Genomic DNA, 17,896 nt, shown 5'->3' on the forward strand with positions numbered 1-17,896 from the left:
GTGCACTCCCTGTGCGTTTAACGTTCGCCGCCCGGCGCACGCGGGTCGGGTGCAGCGCCATGGCGCACGATGCGGCCGAAGAACGGGTGGCCCGGGTCATTGAATCCCGGTGTCGACGGATGGCCGCTCGCCACGAGCGAATCGACGAATGCTTCGTCATCCTCATCGAGATGGTACTGCAACGCGGGCAGATAATCGCGCCATTGCGCCTCCGTGCGCGGCCCCGCAATCGCCGAAGTGATATAGCGGCTATTGAGCACCCACGCCAGCGCGAATTGCGCAGCGCTGAGCTTGCGTGCGTGCGCATGCGCCTCTACACGCCGCGCGAGTTCGATCGTCTCCGCTCGCCATTCAGTCTCATTCAGGCGGCGGTCTTGGCGTCCCGCGCGCGTGTCGGCGCCGGGCTGGGCGCCGGGTTCGTACTTGCCGGTCAGCACGCCGCGCGCGAGCGGGCTGTACGAAATCACGCCTAGTCCATAGTGCCACGCGGCGCTCAACTGCTCCGCCTCGACCTGGCGATTGGCGAGGTTGTAGAGGGGCTGGCTCGCGACGGGCCGCGGCACGCCCAGCAAATCGGCTACACGGCTGAACTCGGCAATACGCCATGCGCGATGATTCGACAGACCGTAGTGACGCAGCTTGCCGGCCGCGATCAGGTCGCCCAGCGCGCGCACCGTCTCCTCGACAGGGGTGTGGTGGTCCTCGCGATGCAGATACACGAGGTCCAGGTAATCGGTACCGAGGCGGGCCAGGCTCGCTTCGACCGCGCGGATCACGTGCTTGCGCGACGCGCCGGCTGCGTTGATGTCGCGGCTGCCGCTGCCGGGCGAGAAGTCGAACGGGTTGCCGAACTTCGTGGCGAGCACCCAGCGGTCGCGCTGCCGTGCAATATGGCGACCAACCACGCGCTCCGATTCACCCTGGTGATAGACGTCGGCAGTATCGATCGAATTCACGCCTTGTTCCTGCGCGGCGCCGATGATACGTTCGGCCGTGGCGTCGTCGGTCTGCCCGCCGAACATCATCGTGCCCAGCGTGAGCGTGGAGATTTTCAGGCCGCTATGGCCAAGTTGCCGGTATTCCATGGATTTTCCTTTGTTCATGCAATCAGTGCGACGTGAGCGCGCTTACCGCGAAAGCCAGACATCGGCGAAACTCGCGGCCGTGCCGTCGGGTGAAATGGAGTGGTCGTGCACGCGCTTCGAGGCGAGCGTCACCCACTGCGGCGAGACGAGATTCAGATCCGGCAGATCGCGCTCCAGAATACGCTGGATTTGCGCGAACTGCTGCTTGCGCTTTGTTTCATCGCTTTCTCGCGCGGCTTGTGCAAAGAGGCTGTCGATTTGCGGGTTGCTGTAGTGCGAGCCGTTCGTGAACGGCACGCCGGGGCGGAAATTGTCGGTCGTATACAAGCGCGCCACGCCGACCACCGGATCGAACAGATTGCTCATGCCGTTCACGGTGAAATCGAACTGCCGGTCGGTATAAACGCGCTTCAAATAGGCGGCAAGATCCTGATTGCGGATCGTCACGGCGATTCCCACCCGCGCGAGCGCCGACTTGATGTACTCGCCCGTGCGCGCGGGCAGGTCGCCAATCGGCAGCGGGTCGAGCGTGAGCGCGAAGCGCGTGCCGTCCGCCTTGCGCGGATAACCGGCCTCGTCGAGCAGACGATTCGCGCGCGCCACGTCGAACGGGTAGGGCGTGGGCGCCGCGTCGTAGTAGCGGTTCGACGGCATCAGTGGGCTCGCGGTGGGCGTGGCGTAGCCGTAGTAGATGACCTTGCGGATGACTTCGCGATCGATCGCCGAGGCAATCGCCTGACGCACTTTCAATTGCCCGAGCACGGGATTGTCGAGATTGAACTCGATACGCGCCACGCCCGCCTGAAATTCGTAGCCGCGTGTTTCGATACCGAGCTTCGGGTTGGCCTTGAGGCGATCGAGGTCGGCGAGCGGAACAGGCGTATCGCCGGCGAGATCGACCGAGCCGTCCTCGAACGCCACTGCACGCGCGGCGGGATCGGCGATGATCTTCACGATGATGCGGTCCAGATACGGCTTGCCTGCGTTCCAGTAATCGTCGTTGCGCGCATATTCGATGTAGCTGCCGCGCACCCATTTGACGAAGCGAAACGGACCGGTGCCAATGGGCGCATTATTGGCCGGATTGGCGAGCACGTCCTTGCCCTCGTAAATGTGCTTCGGCAGGATCGGCGTTTCCGAGGCCGAGAACGCGCGAATCAGCCACGGTGTCGGTTCGCTGAGCGTCAGCACGACCGTATAGGGGTCGGGTGTGGCGATCGCGGTGACGTTCGCGAAGGTGGTGCGCGCGCGCGGATGCACCTTGCGCAGCGAGTCGATCGACCACGCAACGTCGGCCGAAGTGAACGGCGCGCCGTCGTGCCATTTCACGCCGTGCCGCAGGTGAAACACATAACGGCGGCCGCCATCCTCGATCTCCCATGAAGTGGCGAGCAGCGGCTTCGGCTTCAAATCGAAGTCGTAGTCGAGCAATCCTTCAACCACTTTCGGGCTGACTTTGAGGACATTCACGGCTGTCGTGGCGACGTCCACGAGCGCCGTTGGCTCCGGCATCACCACGAAATTGAGCGTGCCGCCGCGTGTCTGAGCGTGCGCGGCGACGTGCGCGATGACGCTCGCCATGACCAGAACCAGCAGAACGATACGACGTGCCGACGTGCGCAGGAGGAGAGGAATCATCGAGTAGGCAAAAAGGCGATCAGAAAGTTGGGAGCGCAAGGGGCCACGCTTCACGCGTTAGCCGGCGAATGCCGCCCGACGCGCAAGCGCCGCCTCGAGCGGCGCCGGATCGACCCATTGTGCGAAGTCGAAATCGGCTGCGATAAAACCGTGCTCGAAGAGAAAGCGCTTGAAGTGCTCGAGCGCACCGAGCGCCCCGGCATCCAGCCCGATTGCTAGTTGCCGGTGCAAGCCAGCGCCATACGCGCGCGTCACCCAGTGCTCGGCGCTGCGCACTTCGCGCGCCACATAACGCGTGACCTCGCCGGGATGCGCATGGGCCCACGCGGCGACGTCGAGCGTGCGTGCGAGCACGCGTTCGACGAGGTCGGGACGCTCGCGCAGGAGTTGAGCATCGACGGTAAGCGGGCGCGGCGTCCCGTTGTTCGCATGCGCGCGGCGATCGGGATGCGCGCTGATTTCGACCAGCACGCGCGCGCCAATTACGTTGGCGATGTCGAGACCCGTCGCGCCCTTGACGAACACCACGTCGGCTTCGCCGCGCAAGAGCGCCGCGGCCTCGCGTGCAAATTCGTGAGCGCGCTGCGCATCGAGCCATTCGGCAAGCGGTGCGGATTCTTCCGGTTTCGCGTGCGCGAGACCACGAGGCGCATGCGGCAGATCCACCAGTTCGACATCGCCAGGTGAGACACTGATGGCTTCGAGCAGCGTGTGAAAGCCGCGCAGCGCAGTGGCGCGGTGAAAATCGACCACTTCGGCGGCGTGATTGATCGGTAATCCGAATCGACGGCCGGCGAGCGAGGCGCGTGTTGGTGTGAGGCGCGGATCGAGTGTAATGAGCGCCTGAAACTCGTCGACCCAGCTCACGCCGATGAGCCGCGTGTCGCTGCCTTGCGCTCGTGCCCACAGCGCTGGAATGTTGCCGCCCTGGCGAAACGACCATGGCTGCGTATGCGTGAAGTGCGAGCGGCGAATCGACGGATCGGCGGCGTCCTGCAACGCCTTCACCTCGATGCCGTCGGCAGCGAATTCCTCCTGCAGCAGTCCTTGCTGCGCGGCAATGCCAAATGGCGTCGGTGCAGGGCAACGGGTGTACCAGAGAAGCGTCATGAAGATTCCTCGGTCGCGAATGGGCGCTCGGCGCATAGCGTCTGCGCGGGCAGACTGGAGCGAACGATTATCGGCAAGCGCTTGCTGCGTGGTCAAAGAACGATTCGTGAAATAGGTCCCCGCGCCAGCGTGATTTGCTTTGGCCGCAACGTCATGCTGCTTGAATGCGCACAATGCAGGCCAACGCAGACAGACGAATAACAAAATGCGAATTCCGTGGTTAGTCGCGGGCAATGCGCTCCCTATACTTTTCCTTTTGGCCGAACGCCTCGAGGCCTGACGAAAAGGAAAACTCAATGTCCGCACTTCCCACTGAACTTTCGCCGAATTTGTCGTTGCAGGACGCGCTCGCCAACTTGCCATCGCTTGCGAACGAAATCGGCAAAGACGCAGCGGCGCGCGAAGGGCGCCGCGAACTGCCTTTCGCAGGCTTCGACGCGTTTCGCCGCTCGGGGCTGGGGCGCCTCAGGTTGCCGGTGGAATGGGGCGGTCTGGGCGGCTCGCTCGTGGACGAATTCGACGTGATCGCCGCGCTGGCCGCCGCCGACAGCAATCTCGCGCACGCGCTGCGCATTCACTACGACCAGACCGAAGCGCTGCTGCTCTCGGCGCGCACGCCGTTCAACGATTTGCAGATTCGGCGTGTAATCGACGGTGCGATTTTCGGCGGCGCCTCGACTGAGCTGGGTACGTCGCGTCCGGGCGAATACACCACGGCGCTCAGGCGCGACGGCAAGGATTATCGGCTCGACGGCCGCAAGTACTATTCGACCGGCACGGCCTTTTCCGACTATGCGCGCCTGAGCGTGCTCAACGACGAGGGCCAGCCGGTCGTGGCGATCGTGCCGGTCCGGCGTGATGGGCTCACGGTGCTCGACGACTGGGACGGCATGGGGCAGCGCATGACGGCGAGCGGCAGTCTCGTGTTCGAGAATCTGCTGGTACGGGCGGACGAGATCACGGAACGGGGCCTCGCCACGCTTGCCGGCCGTCATGGCGGCGCGCTGCGCCAACTCCATCTGGTGGCGGTGGCGGCGGGCATCGTTCGCAACGTGGTTGCCGATGCGAAGCGCTACGTGCTGGAGCACGGGCGGCCCGTGCTGCACAGCACGGCGCCCTCCGCGCGCGAAGACGCGTTCATCCAGCAGATCGTCGGCACACTTTCCGCGCATAGCCACGCGATCGATGCGCTCGTGCGCGAGAACGCCCGCACGCTCGATCGATCGGCACAAGCGATCCGCGCGGGTGCGCCAGACGCCGATGCACTCGTGCTGGAAGGGGCACTGGCCACGGCGCGCACGCAGCTCGTGGTCAGCAAGCTCGCGCTGGAAGCGGGCGAGCGCCTGTTCGAAGCGGGTGGCGCTTCGGCCACTTCGCGTGCGCACAATTTCGACCGGCACTGGCGCAACCTGCGCACGATCTTCAGTCACAACCCGCTGCTGCACAAGGCGCGCGTGGTGGGCGACTACGCCTTGAACGGCGTGACGACGCACCTCACCGAAGGCCGCGTTTTCTGAAATCCATGATTCGAGGAGTGGCCACGAGATGAGCCGAACCGAAGCGTCGCGCCAGTTGCATCTGAACGTCAATATCCTGCATTCGGGCTTTGTGCCGTCCGCCTGGCGTCTGGCCGAAGCCGATCCTCGCGCATTCGTGGACGTGGGGCACTATGTGCGTGTCGCGCAACTTGCCGAAAGCGCGAAGTTCGATGCGGTGTTTCTTGCCGACAATGCCGCGATCATCGACCAGATCGACTTCCGTCCGATTACGGCGCTCGAGCCCACGGTGCTGCTCGCCAGCATCGCCGCGGCGACTACGCATATCGGCGTGATCGGCACGGCTTCGACGAGCTACAACGAGCCCTACAATATCGCGCGCCGCTTCGCCACGCTCGATCATGTGAGCCGTGGCCGTGCGGGCTGGAATGTCGTGACGACGGCCGATTTGCCCTCGGCGCGCAACTTTGGCCACGACGCGGTGCCCGATCACGCGCAACGCTATGCGCGGGCCGCCGAGTTCACGGAACTCGTCAAGGCGCTCTGGGACAGCTGGGAGGACGACGCCTTCATTGGCGACAAGGCAAGCGGGCGCTTCATCGACGTGACGAAGGTGCGGCCTGTTGCGCACGAGGGGCGCTTTTTCAAGGTACAGGGGCCGCTGAACCTCCCGCGTGCGCCGCAAGGTCATCCTGTGCTCGTGCAGGCGGGCGGCTCAGGCGACGGCCGCGATCTTGCCGCGCGTCACGCGGAGGCCGTCTTCTCCGCATCGCAATCGTTCGAGGAATCGGCCGCGTACCGGCGCGATCTCAACGCGCGCGCCGCCGCATACGGGCGAACCCAGGGCGTGCAGGTGTTGGCGGGTCTCACCACCATTATCGGCGCGACCGAGGCCGAGGCATTGCGGCGTCGCGACGAACTCGTCGAGCAGATTCCGTGGCGCTACAGCCTCACGCGCCTCGCCGGCACGCTGGGCCTTTCGCCCGATCAGCTCGAACTCGACGCGCGCCTGCCGGATAACCTCGCGCTGCCGGGCGGCGGCAACGGCAATCACACGTTCTTTCACGCGACGATTGCCGAGGCGCGGCGAGGCGGCCACACGGTACGCGAGCTGATCCGCTCGCTCGCGGGCGGCGGCGGCCATCGCGTGATCGTTGGCACTCCAGAGCAGATCGCGGACGATATCGAGCACTGGTTCACGGGCGAGGCCGCCGACGGCTTCAACCTCATGCCCGACGCACTGCCGGACGGGCTGGAAGCATTCGTGAATGGCGTGGTCCCGATCCTGCAACGCCGTGGCCTCTTTCGAACCGAATACGAGGGCAACACCTTGCGCTCGCATCTCGGGCTCGAACGACCGGGCGGTCGCGAGGCGGAGGCGGGCGCGGCGCTGCAGCATGCCTGAAGCGGTGGGTACGCGGCGCTTCGGGCGCCGCGATTTCACTATTCAGCGGCGCAATCCGGCTTCGTGCAGCAACGGCAGCACGCGTTCGCCGAAGAAGTTCAGGTCGGGCTGAAAATCGTAGAAGCTCAACTGCACGCCGTCGATGCCAGCCGCGTGAAGTTCGATGATCTTGTCGGCCACCTCTTCTGGCGAGCCCACAATCGCAATGTTGCCGCCCACGGCGCGCGAGGCCGCCTTTGCGCGATCTTCGAAACCGCCTCGCCAGGCGTGTGCGTCGCTGTCGAAACGGTGAAAGCTCCCTTCGTCGGCGTGCGCGACGATGGCGTCGTGATAGTCGCGCGCCTCGGCCGAAGTCTCGCGGCAAATCACCATCGGATTGATCAGCGTGCGCACCTCGCGTCCATACGCGCGCGCCGCAGTCTTGACGCGTACGACGTGCGCGGGCAGCGCCTCCAGCGCGCGATCGATCTGCGGGCCGGCCGGGCTCGTGATGAACACCACATCCGAGTAACGCGCGGCGAAATCGATGCCCGCATCGGAGCCCGTCGCGTTGATGAGCAGCGGGCGTCCGTAGCGCGGCTTGGGCGTCACGAACGCGCCTTGCAGACGCCATCCCGAGAGTTCAGGCTCGAAACTGAAGTTATCCGGTTGCGCCCACAACTGCTGCACGGCGTCGAGAAATTCGGCGGCCATCTCGTAGCGCCGGTCGTGCTCGATGCGGTTCCAGCCGAACATTTCGTGTTCGACCGCACGATGCCCCGTGACCACGTTGATGCCCCAACGTCCGCGCGAAATGTGATCGAGCGTGGCCGTGAACTTGGCGAAGTGCAGCGGGTGCCACGGCCCGTAGAGCACGTGGGTCGTCGCCGCCAGGATGATGCGCTCGGTGCGCGCGGTTAGCGCGGCCAGCGTCATGAACGAGTCGAGCGCGTGACCGTCGAACACGCCGCCATAGCCGCCTTTTGGCAGCCATTGCGACAGGGCGAAGACGAGATCGAAGCCGAGCGCCTCGCACTTTTGCACGAGCGCGGCGTTGTAGTCGAACGACCAGTCCGTGCTGCGCGGCAGCGTGGACGCGCTCCATCCGCCAGCCTGGATCGGCAGGAACAGGCCCAGCATGAGCGGCTGCGCGAACGCGCGCGCCACCGGGCTATCGGCAAAGGCAGCGGGGGAGGCCACAGGCACGAAGGGGGTGGCGGCGGCGGTAGATGGGCGCGGCTCGGCCACGTGAATTTCGCTCAAGACAGACACCTTGGAAGTTCGTTGCGGCGCCGGGCGCCTTTGCTGATCAATTGGTTGTTCATTCAATCGATTGATTAAACACGCGCCGCGCGCGAATAACAAAGAAGCTTTTCTGCTTTCCAATTGAATGGCCGCACTGCTGCATTTGCGGTTCGGTGCGTGAGTTCATATGGATAGCAGCATCGCTTGGTTAGCGCGCGAGAAGGCCGTTGCTACGATTGCAGAACTGTCGCCACGGCGCGAATTGACCGGTTTTCGCAGAGCCCCGCTTTGCCCCATTCATATCGGAACGCATCAGCATGTCACGTTTGACCCGTCGAGAATTTCTCATTGCAAGCGGCGCAGCCGCCGCCACGGCGGGGCTTCCCGCGCTTGCCCGCGCCCAGGGCGCTGTTACGCGCAAACGCGGCGGCACGCTGAACGTGCTGATCAATCCCGAGCCGCCGGTGCTGGTCTCGATCTTCCAGACTACCGGTCCCGCGCTCGCGGCAAGCTCCAAGGTGCTGGAAGGTCTGCTTTCCTACGACTTCGACCTGCACCCCCAACCGCAACTGGCGACCGCATGGACCGTGAGCCCCGATGGTCTGCGCTACACGTTCAAGCTGCGGCAAAACGTGCGCTGGCACGATGGCCAGCCATTTACATCCGAAGACGTGGCGTTCTCGGTCGATCTGCTCAAGGCGATTCACCCGCGCGGGCGCAGTACCTTTGCGAACGTGACGAAAGTGCAGACGCCCGACGCCAGCACGGCCATCATCGAATTGTCGAAGCCCGCACCATTTCTGCTGAAGGCGCTTTCGGCGGGCGAGTCGCCCATCGTGCCGAAGCACCTGTACGCCTCGGGCGATCCGCTCACGAACCCGCACAACAACGCGCCCATTGGCACGGGGCCGTTTCGCTTCAAGTCGTGGACGCGGGGCGCGAGCATCGTCTACGAGCGCAATCCCGACTACTGGGACGCCGGCAAACCTTATATCGATGCGCTCGTGTACAAGGTCATTCCCGATCCGGCCGCGCGCTCGGCGGCGTTCGAGACCGGCGCGCTCGACCTGGGCGGCGAGAACCCCGTGCCGCTCACCGACTTGCCGCGCCTCACGCAATTGCCGCAGCTCGTGACCGAAACGCGCGGCTATCGCTTTCTCGAGCCGCTGGCCGAGATCGATTTCAATCTCGATCATCCGGTGTTGAAGGACCCGCGCGTGCGCCAGGCCATCGCGCACGCCATCAACCCGCAGATCGTGCAAAAGACCGTGGCCTATGGCTATGCGGATGTCTCGCCCACGCCCATCACGCCCGCTTCGCCGTATCACGACGCGCAGATCACGCCCTACGCCTTCGACCCGCACGCGGCCGAGGCGCTGCTCGACGCGGCAGGCAAGCCGCGCGGCGCGGATGGCGTGCGCTTCAAGCTCACCCATGATTACCTGCCATACGGCGACATGTACCAGCGCCAGGCCGGCTATGTGAAATCGGCGCTCGCACGTGTGGGGATCGATGTCACGGTGCGCTCGCAGGATCTTCCTTCGTTCCTCAAGCGTGTCTACGCCGACCGCCAGTTCGACTTCACGAGCATCGGCGTGAACACGCTGTTCGATCCGGCTGTGGGCGTGCAGCGTCTTTACTGGTCGAAAAATATCCGGCCCGGAGTGCCGTTCTCGAATGCGCCGCATTACAGCAGCCCGGAAGCGGACCGTCTGCTCGAAGCGGCATCGGTTGAAATCGACGAAAGCCGGCGCGTGAGCCTCTACAAGCAGTTTCAGCAGACCGTTTACCGCGATCTGCCGATTCTCAATCTCGTCGCGCCGCGCATGGTCACGCTCGCCAACCGCCGGGTGCACGATCACACGGTGAGCGCGCAGGGCCTGGAAGGCAATTTCGCCGATGTCTGGCTCAGTGCCTGACTGCGCACTCCATGCGCACCGCAACACCCGACGGAGTCCAACGATGAGCCGAAGCGTTCGCTGGCAAACGATCCTGCGCCGCACCGCCTGGCAGGCGCTGCCCACGGTGCTCGGCATCGTGATTCTCAACTTCTTCCTGCTCAAGCTGATGCCGGGCGACGCCGCCGACGTGATCGCGGGCGAAGCCGGCTCGGCGACATCGGAAACGATGACCCTGCTGCGCGCGAAGTTCGGGCTCGACCAGCCCTTGCTCGTGCAGCTCTGGACGTATCTGAAGCATCTCGCGCATTTCAGCCTGGGCTATTCGCCGCGCTACGACATGCCCGTCATGCAGCTGATCCTCTCGCGGCTGCCCAACACCTTGCTGCTGATGGGCGTGGCGCTTTCGCTCGCACTCGTCGTCGGCGTGGTGCTCGGCGCGGTGATGGCGCACTGGGCAGGCAAGTGGCCCGATCGCGTGTTGTCGGTGTGCGCGCTGCTGTTCTATTCCACGCCGGGCTTCTGGATCGGCCTGCTCGCCATCATTCTGTTCGCGGTCCGGCTTGGGTGGCTGCCGAGCGGCGGCAACGTCACGATCGGGGCGAACCTGCACGGCTTCGCCTATGTCGCCGATGTCGCGCGTCACGTGTTGCTGCCCGCGGCAACACTCGCCACCTTCTTCGTGGCGATCTACGCGCGCATTACGCGTGCCGCGATGATCGAAGTCCAGCGCCAGGATTTCGTGCGCACGGCGCAGGCCAAGGGTCTGCATCCGTGGCGCGTAACGTTGCGGCACGTGCTGCGCAACGCGCTGATGCCGCTTACCACGCTCGTGGGGCTGCATTTCGGCACGCTGCTTGGCGGCGCGGCCGTGACGGAAACCGTGTTCAGTTGGCCGGGGCTCGGCCGCCTCGCACTCGATGCGGTGCTCGCGCGCGACTTCAGTGTGCTGCTGGGCGTGCTGCTCCTGTCGTCGCTGCTCGTGATCGTCGCGAACGTCGTGGTCGATCTGCTGCAGGCGTGGCTCGATCCGCGCGTCAGTTAACGGAGGAACCGCAATGAGTTTCGAATCGCCGGATCTGCCGGTTGAAGCCGGAAGCGCCGCCGCAAGCCAGGGTTCGCCATGGCGGCGCCAGTTGGCGTTTGCGCTGCTTGGCCGCCGTGGCACTGATCGTGCAGGCGCACCCGCACGGCGCGCCGGGCTTGCTTTCTGGCGCGCGCTGGTGCGCAACCCATCGGCGTGCGCCGGCCTCGCACTGCTCGCCGCATTCGTGGTGCTCGCCGTGCTCGCGCCACGGCTCTACCCAGGCGACCCGCTCGACATGGTGGGTGGGCCGTTCGAATGGCCGGGCAGCGACCCGCAGTTCTGGCTCGGCACCGATTCGCTCGGGCGCGACGTAGCGGCCGGCATCGCGCATGGTGCGCGCGTGTCGCTGCTGATCGGCGCGGCGTCCGCCGGCATCGGGCTTGTGATCGGCACGCTTGTGGGTGCGATCGGCGGTTATTTCGGAGGCCTGATCGATGACGCGCTGGTACGCCTCACCGAACTCTTCCAGACCGTGCCGTCGTTTTTGCTGGTGATCGTGCTCGTGGCGATCGGGCGGCCCAACGTGGTGGTCATCGCGCTCGCCATCGGCATTGCCTCGTGGCCCACGGTCGCCCGTATCGTGCGCGCTGAGTTTCGCACGCTGCGGCGCTCGGACTTCGTGCTGGCGGCGCGCAGCCAGGGGTTCAGCAATACGCGCATCATTTTTGGCGAGATCCTGCCCAATGCGTTGCCGCCGGTCATCGTCACGGCTTCGGTCATGGTGGCGAGCGCCATTCTGATCGAGTCGTCGTTGTCGTTCCTCGGCATGGGCGACCCGAATGTCATGAGCTGGGGGGCGATGATCGGCGCCGGACGCGATTCGCTGCGCACGGCGTGGTATCTCACGGCGATTCCCGGCGCGGCCATCGTCCTCGCCGTGCTCGCCCTCAATCTGCTCGGCGACGGCCTGACCGAGGCCCTCAATCCGCGGCAACGGCAACGACCGTAAAGGTGTCTCGTGAGCCAACTGCTTGAAGTACGCGATTTGCGCGTGAATTTTGGGGCGCACGAAGCGGTGCGCGGCGTGAGCTTCGACATCGCGGCGGGCGAAACGCTCGCGCTGGTGGGCGAATCGGGCAGCGGCAAATCCGCTACGGCGCTTTCGCTCATGCAGCTCGTTCCCGAGCCCGGGCGCGTGACGGGCAGCGTGCGCTTCGAAGGGCGCGAGCTGCTGGGCTTGCCGCCCAAGGCGGTGCGCGAGTTGCGCGGCAAGCAGATTTCAATGATCTTTCAGGAGCCGATGACGTCGCTCAATCCGGTGCTTTCGGTCGGCGAGCAGGTCGTGGAGACGCTGCGCCAGCACGAAGCACTGCCGCGCCGGAGCGCCCGCGCGCGCGCCGTCGAACTGCTCGATCTCGTGCGCATTCCCGAGCCTCAGCGCCGCTTCGACGACTACCCGCACGAGCTATCGGGCGGGCAGCGCCAGCGCGTGATGATCGCGATGGCCGTGGCGTGCCGCCCCCGTCTGCTGATCGCCGACGAACCCACCACGGCGCTCGACGTGACCATCCAGGCGCGCATTCTCGAACTGCTCGACGCGCTGCGCCGCGAGCTGTCGATGTCGCTCCTGCTGATCACGCACGACCTCGGCGTCGTGGCCGATCATGCTGACCGCGTAGCGGTGATGCTGGCCGGGCGCAAGGTAGAGGAAGCGCCTACCCAGGACCTCTTTGCGCACCCGCGTCACGCGTATACGCAAGGGCTCCTGAGCGCTTCCCTCAATCTGGCCGACGATCTGCACTACCGGTCGTGGACTTTGCCGGAAATCCGGCATACGGCACCGGCAGAAGGCGAGGAGGGCGGCTTCGTGGTGGTGCCGCGCAAGGTGCCCGAGCACGCAGCGCCGGGCGTGCGGGCGGCGCACGCCGCGCCGCTGCTCGCCGTGCGCGATCTGCGCGTGGCGTACCCTCAGCGCAGTGGCGCGCCGCCGCTTCACGCCGTAGACGGCGTGTCGTTCGAGATTGGCCGGGGCGAGTCGGTCGGGCTCGTGGGCGAATCGGGCTGCGGCAAGTCCACGCTTTCGCGCGCGATCATGCGCCTCGTGCCGGTTGCGAGCGGCTCGATCGCGCTCGACGGCACCGATCTCGTCGCGCTGCGCGAGCGTGCGTTGCGGCCCCTGCGGCGCCAGGTGCAGATGGTATTTCAGGATCCCTATGCATCGCTCAACCCGCGCCGCACCGTGGGCGATATTCTCGAAACCGTGCTGGCCGTGAATGGCGAGGGCGACGCGGCGGCGCGCCGCGCGCGCGTTCGGTTGGCGCTTGAGCGCGTGGGTCTTCCCGCGGCAGCGCTCGCGCGTTTTCCACATGAATTCTCGGGCGGCCAGCGTCAACGCATCGGCATTGCGCGTGCGCTCGTGCTCGAACCCGCCCTGCTGATCTGCGACGAGCCGGTATCGGCGCTGGATGTCTCGATCCAGGCGCAAATCCTCAATCTGCTCGTCGAACTCAAGCGCGAACTGGGGCTTTCCATGCTATTCATCTCGCACGATCTTTCGGTCGTGCGCTATATCGCCGATCGTGTGCACGTCATGCAGCAGGGCAAGATCGTCGAGAGCGGCGACCATCAGGACATCTGGCGCGCGCCAAGGCATGCATATACGCGCACGCTGCTCGCCGCGATTCCGGGGCGCGAGCGGGAGGCCGAAGCGGCTTGAAGCGCGCGCAGTGGCACATCGCGCAGCAAGGTTGCGCTTCCAGTGCTTCAATGAGCGCTGCGCCGCCTTAGCCGATTGGCCTCCGATCAACCGCCCATTCTGGCCCCTATGACAAAGCCCACCGATATCAAGGCCCTCGTATTCGACGTGTTCGGCACCGTGGTGGACTGGCGCAGCGGTGTGGCGAGAGAAGCCACCGCTTTTCTGCAGCGCCACGCGCCGCAACTCGACGCTTTCGAGTTCGCCGATGCCTGGCGTCGCGAGTATTCGCCCTCGATGGAGGAAATCCGCAGCGGGCGACGGCCATACGTGCGCCTCGACGTTCTGCACCGCGAGAACCTCGTGAAGGTGCTGGAACGCAGCGGCATCGCCGGAGTAACAAACGCCGAAATCGACGAACTCAACCTGGCCTGGCATCGTCTCGATCCGTGGCCGGATGCGCTCGGCGCGCTGACCCGCCTGAAGCGCCGCTACATCATCGCGCCTTTGTCCAACGGAAATATCCGGCTCATGGTGGATATGGCGAAGCGCGCCGGTTTGCCGTGGGACGCGATTCTCGGCGCCGAAGTGGTCCGCGCCTACAAGCCTTCACCGCAGGTGTACAGCGAGACGGTGGACATTCTGGGGCTTGCGCCAGCCGAACTGTGCCTCGTCGCGGCGCACAACGGCGACCTTGCCGCGGCGCGCCGGCTCGGTCTTTCGACCGCGTTCGTCGTGCGGCCGACCGAGCATGGACCCGGTCAGAAAACGGACCTGAAAGCGGAGCAAGCGTGGGACTTCGTCGTGGCCGATTTGAACGAGCTTGCGAGTCAGCTTGATGCCTCGATAGATTGAGCTTTAATGGTATTTGCCATGGAGGGCGTCTCTCGGGATCAGGGGCTATATGCGCTGCACAAATTGTGGCTTCGAATGCCGCGAGGGCGCGAGATTTTGCGAGCAGTGCGGCACCCAGGTCGCTCACACTGCGTCGCCCCCGTCCCCGGTCGATTACACGCCTTCGCACCTGGCTGAGCAGATCCACGCCGCGCAGGCGGCCCTCGAAGCCCGTGGCAAAGCGCTCAGCGAACGTAAGACGATTACCGCCTTGTTTGCGGACATGGCCGGCTCGACCGCACTGATCTACGGGCTAGACCCGGAAGAGGCTCACGGGCTGATCGCGCCGGTCCTCGAATTGATGATGGAGGCCGTCCACCATTACGAGGGTTTCGTGGCGAAATTGCTCGGCGACGGCATTCTGGCGTTATTTGGCGCGCCGATCGCCCACGAGGACCACGCGCAGCGCTCGCTCTATGCGGCGCTCAGAATGCAGCAAGCCATGCGCCGTCATAGCGACCGAATTCGCCTCGAGCGCGGCATTCCCCTGCAGATACGCGTGGGGGTCCACACCGGCGAAGTGCTCATGCGGTCCATTCACAAGAACGACTTGCAAGCGGACTATGACCCGGTTGGCAACGCGATCCACATCGCCTCGCGCATGGAGGCCATTGCGACGCCCGCGTCGATATTGGTGAGTCAATCCACTTACCGGCTGACCGAGGGCTATTTCGAGTTCAAGGCCTTAGGGCAGACACAGGTCAAAGGCGTGGCCGAACCGCTTGCCGTGTATGAGGTGCAGGGGCCCGGTGCGCTGCGCACACGTCTTCAGGTGGCCGAGCGGCGCGGTCTGGCCCGATTCGTCGGACGCGCGCCCGAACTCGAGACATTGCGCGCGGCGCTCGATGCGACCCGCGCCGGGCAATGCAGCATCGTCGGCGTGGTGGGCGAGGCGGGTGTGGGGAAATCGCGGCTCTTTCACGAGTTCAAACGCTCGGCGCTAAAACGCTGCCTCGTGGTGGAGACCTTCTCGGTTTCGCACGGCAAGTCGTTCGCGTACTTGCCGCTCATCGAATTGCTGAAAAACTACTTTCAGATCACAGCGGAAGACGACGAACGGCGAAGCCGCGAAAAGGTGACAGGCCGTGTGCTTGCCCTCGAACGCAAGCTGGAGGACGGGGTGCCTTATTTGCTCCATCTGCTGGCGGTTGGCGAAACCAGTCCGGCCCTCGCGCAAATGGATTCGCAAATCCGGCGCGAGCGCACGTTCGAAGCCATCACGCATCTCTTCGTGCGCGAGAGCGCGAACGAACCCGTCGTCCTGGTGTTCGAGGACCTGCAATGGCTCGACAGCGAGACGCAAGCCTTTCTCGCTTACCTGGTCGAGCACGTATCGAGCGGGCACCTTTTGTTGCTGCTGAACTATCGCCCGGAGTATCAGCATGAGTGGGGCGGGCGCAGCGGCTACACGCAGTTGGCGCTGGAGCCGCTGGGTCGTGCCGATGCACAAGGGCTCATCAGCGCGCTCGTCGGCGACGATCGAACGCTTACCGGGGTCAAGCAGCACGTGCTCGACAAAACGGAAGGCAATCCGTTTTTTATCGAAGAAGTCGTCCAGACCCTGGCCGAAGAACACGTGCTGGTGGGTGAACCGGGTCATTACCGGATGGAAGCGGCGCCGCTCGCGCTACATATTCCGACTACGGTGCAGGGCGTGCTGGCTGCGCGTATCGATCGCCTGCAGGCCGCAGACAAAGCGTTGTTGCAAACGCTCGCGGTGATTGGCAAGACGTTCCCGGCAAATCTTGTCCAGTATGTCGTCGACCTGCCGGACGACGAGCTCTATGCGAGCTTGTCACGTCTGCAAGCGGGGGAGTTCATTTACGAGCAACCGGCGTTTCCGGAGGTGGAATACGGCTTCAAGCATGCCTTGACGCAGGAAGTGGCGGGCGGCTCCCTGCTTGCCGAGCGGCGCCGGCTTTTGCATGCACGCATCGGCCAGGCGATGGAGACGCTTTTCCATGACCGTCTCAAGGACTACTGGAACGAGCTCGCGCATCACTATAGCCTCAGCGCCAACGTACCGAAGGCGGTCGAATATTTGCAGAGCGCCGGTCAACAGGCGTGGCAACGTTCGGCTACCGCCGAGGCGCTTCGCCAGCTTGGCATGGCGCTGGATCTGCTCTCGGGCATGCCGGAAACGCCCGAACGCGCCGATCGCGAACTCACGTTGCTGCTTGCTATCGGGCCGGTGTTGATGGCCGCGAGAGGATGGGCTTCGCGCGATGTGGAAGCGACGTATTCGCGTGCGCTGGATCTGTGCAGGCAGGCTGGGCGAACACCGCATTTGTTCCGCGTTCAAACCGGTTTGCGGATGTTCTATCAGTTGAGCGCGGAATATAAAACGGCCAAAGAGATCGCCGAGCAGCTGCTCGAACTGGCAGCGCGCGCGAACAATCCCACGCAAGTCATGGAAGCGCATTATCTGCTCGGCATGAGCTTGTTCAGGCTCGGCGAGCTCTCCAGCGCGCATACCCACCTTGCCGGCCTGGCGACATCATCGTTACTGCAGGACTCAGGGCAGCTCGATGAAGAGATTTTTGCGCACGGGCGAGATCCGCGCAGCGTGGGCGAAGGCAGCCTGGGCCTCGTCCTTTGGCATAGGGGCTACCCGGACGCAGCGCTAAGGCATGCTGAACAAGCGATCAGTCGCGCGCGTTCGATGCACGATCTGGTCAGTCTCGGCCAAACGCTCATTTTCAAGGCTGAGCTTCACCAATTACGCCGAGAAACTGCGCAAACCCGTGCCTGCGCCGAAGCCGCCATCGCCCTTGCGACGGAGCAGGGCTTTCCCATGATTCTCGCGTGGGCGACCATGCTCCACGGCTGGGCGCTATCGGAGGCCGGAGAAAAGGAGGAGGGGATTGCGCAAGTTCGCCGCGGACTCGCCGACTACGAAGCAACCGGTGCTCGCCTTGGCCGCTCGTACTTTCTGGCATTGCTGGCCGAAACCTATGCAAAGGCGGGGTTGTGCGACGCCGGGCAACATGCGCTGGCCGAGGCAATAGCGGTTTGCGAAACGTCGGACGAACGCTATCACGAGCCCGAGTTGTATCGGCTCAAAGGCGAGTTGTCGCTGCTCTGCGCAGGGCTTTCGAGCGTCGCACCCGTGGACCGCGACGCGGCGCAGGCGAACTTCAACGAAGCCATGGCGATCGCTCGCCGCCGGGGCGCCAGATCGCTCGAACTTCGCGCGGCATTGAGCCTGGCAGCGCTTCATGCGCAAGCCTCACGCGCGCGTGAGGCGCGGGAGACACTCGCCCCAGTGTATGCATCGTTCACAGAGGGGTTCGAAACGGCGGACCTGCGAGCAGCCAGGCAATGGCTCGACACGCTCGCCTAGAACGCCAAGCGGTCGTCGCGGGCGCTGCGGCGCGGTATCTCAGGAAAGCATATGGGCAGGCCAACGCCGAAACGTTAGTCT

The 17,896-nt window shown here is 64.7% G+C and carries 12 protein-coding genes; 8 read left to right on the forward strand and 4 right to left on the reverse strand.

Annotation, left to right across the window (positions count from 1 at the left end; genetic code table 11):
* Positions 1-17: 17 nt before the first annotated feature.
* The 3 genes from U5A57_RS32515 to U5A57_RS32525 are packed head-to-tail and all read right to left on the reverse strand — an operon-like array spanning position 18 to position 3,833.
* A complete protein-coding gene (locus U5A57_RS32515; protein WP_321915784.1) occupies positions 18-1,085 on the reverse strand; it encodes an aldo/keto reductase in 1,068 nt (355 codons plus the stop codon).
* A 42-nt stretch (positions 1,086-1,127) separates the two neighbouring features.
* A complete protein-coding gene (locus tag U5A57_RS32520) occupies positions 1,128-2,723 on the reverse strand; it encodes an ABC transporter substrate-binding protein (RefSeq protein WP_321915785.1) in 1,596 nt (531 codons plus the stop codon).
* A gap of 57 nt (positions 2,724-2,780) precedes the next feature.
* Positions 2,781-3,833, reverse strand: coding sequence for an ABC transporter substrate-binding protein (locus tag U5A57_RS32525; RefSeq protein ID WP_321915786.1), 1,053 nt, complete (start codon positions 3,831-3,833; stop codon positions 2,781-2,783).
* A 296-nt stretch (positions 3,834-4,129) separates the two neighbouring features.
* On the opposite strand from U5A57_RS32525, the gene U5A57_RS32530 reads away from it, so the two are divergent.
* Both U5A57_RS32530 and U5A57_RS32535 read left to right on the forward strand, forming a co-directional pair.
* Positions 4,130-5,350 carry an acyl-CoA dehydrogenase family protein gene (locus tag U5A57_RS32530; RefSeq protein WP_321915787.1) on the forward strand — a complete coding sequence of 407 codons (1,221 nt, stop codon included), beginning with the start codon at positions 4,130-4,132 and terminating at the stop codon, positions 5,348-5,350.
* A 28-nt stretch (positions 5,351-5,378) separates the two neighbouring features.
* Positions 5,379-6,734: an LLM class flavin-dependent oxidoreductase gene (locus tag U5A57_RS32535; protein ID WP_321915788.1), complete on the forward strand. Its 1,356-nt coding sequence runs from the start codon at positions 5,379-5,381 to the stop codon at positions 6,732-6,734.
* Between the two features lie 42 nt (positions 6,735-6,776).
* Here the strand turns inward: U5A57_RS32535 and U5A57_RS32540 are convergent, their stop codons facing one another.
* Positions 6,777-7,976 (reverse strand): LLM class flavin-dependent oxidoreductase, encoded by a 1,200-nt coding sequence (locus tag U5A57_RS32540; protein ID WP_415774686.1) that lies wholly within the window; start codon positions 7,974-7,976, stop codon positions 6,777-6,779.
* Positions 7,977-8,275: 299 nt separating this feature from the next.
* Here U5A57_RS32540 and U5A57_RS32545 point away from each other — a divergent pair, with 299 nt between their 5' ends.
* The 6 genes from U5A57_RS32545 to U5A57_RS32570 all read left to right on the forward strand — a co-directional run bounded on the left by U5A57_RS32545 (position 8,276) and on the right by U5A57_RS32570 (position 17,815).
* A complete protein-coding gene (locus tag U5A57_RS32545) occupies positions 8,276-9,877 on the forward strand; it encodes an ABC transporter substrate-binding protein (RefSeq protein ID WP_321915789.1) in 1,602 nt (533 codons plus the stop codon).
* Between the two features lie 43 nt (positions 9,878-9,920).
* Positions 9,921-10,901: an ABC transporter permease gene (locus U5A57_RS32550; protein WP_321915790.1), complete on the forward strand. Its 981-nt coding sequence runs from the start codon at positions 9,921-9,923 to the stop codon at positions 10,899-10,901.
* 13 nt (positions 10,902-10,914) lie between these two features.
* On the forward strand, positions 10,915-11,892 hold the full coding sequence (locus U5A57_RS32555; protein ID WP_321915791.1) for an ABC transporter permease: 978 nt from the start codon (positions 10,915-10,917) through the stop codon (positions 11,890-11,892).
* A gap of 9 nt (positions 11,893-11,901) precedes the next feature.
* Positions 11,902-13,599 carry an ABC transporter ATP-binding protein gene (locus tag U5A57_RS32560; protein ID WP_321915792.1) on the forward strand — a complete coding sequence of 566 codons (1,698 nt, stop codon included), beginning with the start codon at positions 11,902-11,904 and terminating at the stop codon, positions 13,597-13,599.
* Between the two features lie 108 nt (positions 13,600-13,707).
* Positions 13,708-14,433, forward strand: coding sequence for a haloacid dehalogenase type II (locus tag U5A57_RS32565; protein WP_321915793.1), 726 nt, complete (start codon positions 13,708-13,710; stop codon positions 14,431-14,433).
* Positions 14,434-14,482: 49 nt separating this feature from the next.
* Positions 14,483-17,815, forward strand: coding sequence for an AAA family ATPase (locus tag U5A57_RS32570; protein WP_321915794.1), 3,333 nt, complete (start codon positions 14,483-14,485; stop codon positions 17,813-17,815).
* Positions 17,816-17,896 lie beyond the last annotated feature (81 nt).

This window comes from Paraburkholderia sp. J11-2, assembly GCF_905220185.1.
Lineage (GTDB): Bacteria > Pseudomonadota > Gammaproteobacteria > Burkholderiales > Burkholderiaceae > Paraburkholderia.